This is a genomic window from Effusibacillus pohliae DSM 22757 (genome assembly GCF_000376225.1).
In the GTDB taxonomy this organism is placed as follows: Bacteria; Bacillota; Bacilli; order Tumebacillales; family Effusibacillaceae; genus Effusibacillus; species Effusibacillus pohliae.
On record NZ_AQXL01000024.1, the window covers coordinates 1 to 1697 of the forward strand.

The 1697-nt window shown below is 49.1% G+C and carries 3 protein-coding genes; all 3 read right to left on the reverse strand.

Going from position 1 to position 1697, the window contains the following annotated elements:
* A partial coding sequence (locus C230_RS23760) for an ATP-binding protein (protein WP_407635564.1) occupies positions 1-98 on the reverse strand: 98 nt, incomplete at its 3' end.
* A gap of 85 nt (positions 99-183) precedes the next feature.
* The gene (locus C230_RS0100320; RefSeq protein ID WP_018130112.1) at positions 184-1209 is read right to left on the reverse strand and encodes a tyrosine-type recombinase/integrase; all 1026 of its coding nucleotides are present in this window, start codon (positions 1207-1209) and stop codon (positions 184-186) included.
* Positions 1196-1697, reverse strand: a 502-nt coding sequence (locus C230_RS18850; protein WP_018130113.1) for a tyrosine-type recombinase/integrase, incomplete at its 5' end; no start/stop codon positions are given. The genes C230_RS18850 and C230_RS0100320, both read right to left, overlap by 14 nt.

Here is a 1697-nt window from a genome sequence, read left to right on the forward strand (position 1 = left end):
GTCACGAAGTAGACGCTCATGCGTTGTCGAATCGCCTCCATCCCCAGGGCCACCGCAAGGTGGGTCTTCCCGTTATGGAAAGCTTTCCATAACGGCAATTATGGAAAGAATTTGGTTATGGAAAGATTCTCGAAAGAACCCGTGAAAGCTCTGAGGTTGTTGTCGAGATTCTTTCCATAATAATCAGGGGCGGCAAAGGTTCTGTAACCACTGCAGAATATCGGCGTTTTCTTCCCAAGCAGGAGTGTCCGCGCTCGTCACTTGAGGGTATGCAGCTTCCAAAGCCTTTCTTTTGAGCTCCGTATCGAATTTCAAATAGATCTCCGTTGTCGTTACACTCACATGCCCCAACAAATCACGAATATAAATCAGGTTCACACCCGATTCCAACAGATGAAGAGCCTTGGAATGCCTGAGCATATGCGGATGCAATTGATCCGGAAACACCTCGTCCTTGTGGTTGCGTTTTGCGTGTTTCAAGTATTTACCGAGGATGTAGGTAATGCCGGGCCTTGTAAACGGTTGGTAGCGGCTGTTGTAAAATAGAGGGCTTTGCTGACGCCCCTTATCCAGTAGGTGGTTTTCGGCCATGTAACCTTCCAAAAGGCTTCGGGTTTTGGACATCATCGGAATGTTCCTTTTCTTATTGCCTTTGCCGGTCAAGGTAATCGTTGCGGGCTGGGCCAGTCTCACATCACAAACCTTCAGATCAATCAACTCCTGTACTCTTGCGCCAGCATCGTAGAGGACGACCATCATCGTCAAATCACGTCGTCCTCTCTTCGTCGATGTATCGGGCTGTTCGAATAAATAGGCCAACTGATCCAGTGTGAGATGTGGTATCGTCGGTTGTTGCTTCTTCTTAAAGGGGATGCCCAATATCTTTTGGCTTTCGAACAAGATTTCCGGATGCTCCGTTTGAGCAAATCGGAAGAAGCTGTGAATCGCGGCCAATCGCTGGTTCCGAGTGCTAACACATACTTGTCTGGACGTTTCGAGCCATTGTAAAAATTCCTTGATGCTCGGCGCGGTCACCGTAGCGAATGAAATCTTCTCCGGCCTTACTTGCTGTTTCTCCTGCATGAACAGGAGAAATTGCTTAAAGGTATCGCGGTAAGAGAGAATCGTATGGGGACTGACGTTTCGCTGTCCGGGCAGGAAATCGGTCAGATATCGCGTCAGCGTCTTTGCAAAATCAGTCTTCTTCATCCCACTTCACCTCCGGGATGACGTATGCGCAAGTATGTTCGATCTTGCTCGTTAAGTCCGGATACAAATCCGCCGTTAACCGCAGGTACCTTTGACTGCCACGCATGTCTTCGTGGCCGAGGTAAGCCGAAAGATAGGGTAGAGCATTGTTCAAATCCCTGCCTTCCAGTGCCCACTTTTTCAAGCAGTTTACGGCGAAGGTATGACGCAAATCATGAATTCGAGGGCCTTTCCCCCTCCCTAAATGGGAAATGCCCGCTTGCCGGAGCACATCTCTAAAGAGCTTGTATACGGTCGACTCGGAATAGCTTCCGCCAAATGGGGACGGAAAGAAAAACGGATTTCCCATTTTCCCGACTCGGACCGTTTTACTGTATTCCCGGCATCGTTCGGTGAGGTTGTCCGACATGGGGAGGACCCGTTCTTTATTGAATTTGGTATGGCGGATAAACAACGTGCCTTTGTCCAGATCAACATCCGGGATCGTT

Coding starts and splice junctions, on each gene's coding strand:
- C230_RS0100320 (WP_018130112.1), bottom strand. CDS start 1,209: ATGAAGAAGACTGATTTTGCAAAGACGCTGACGCGATATCTGACCGAT.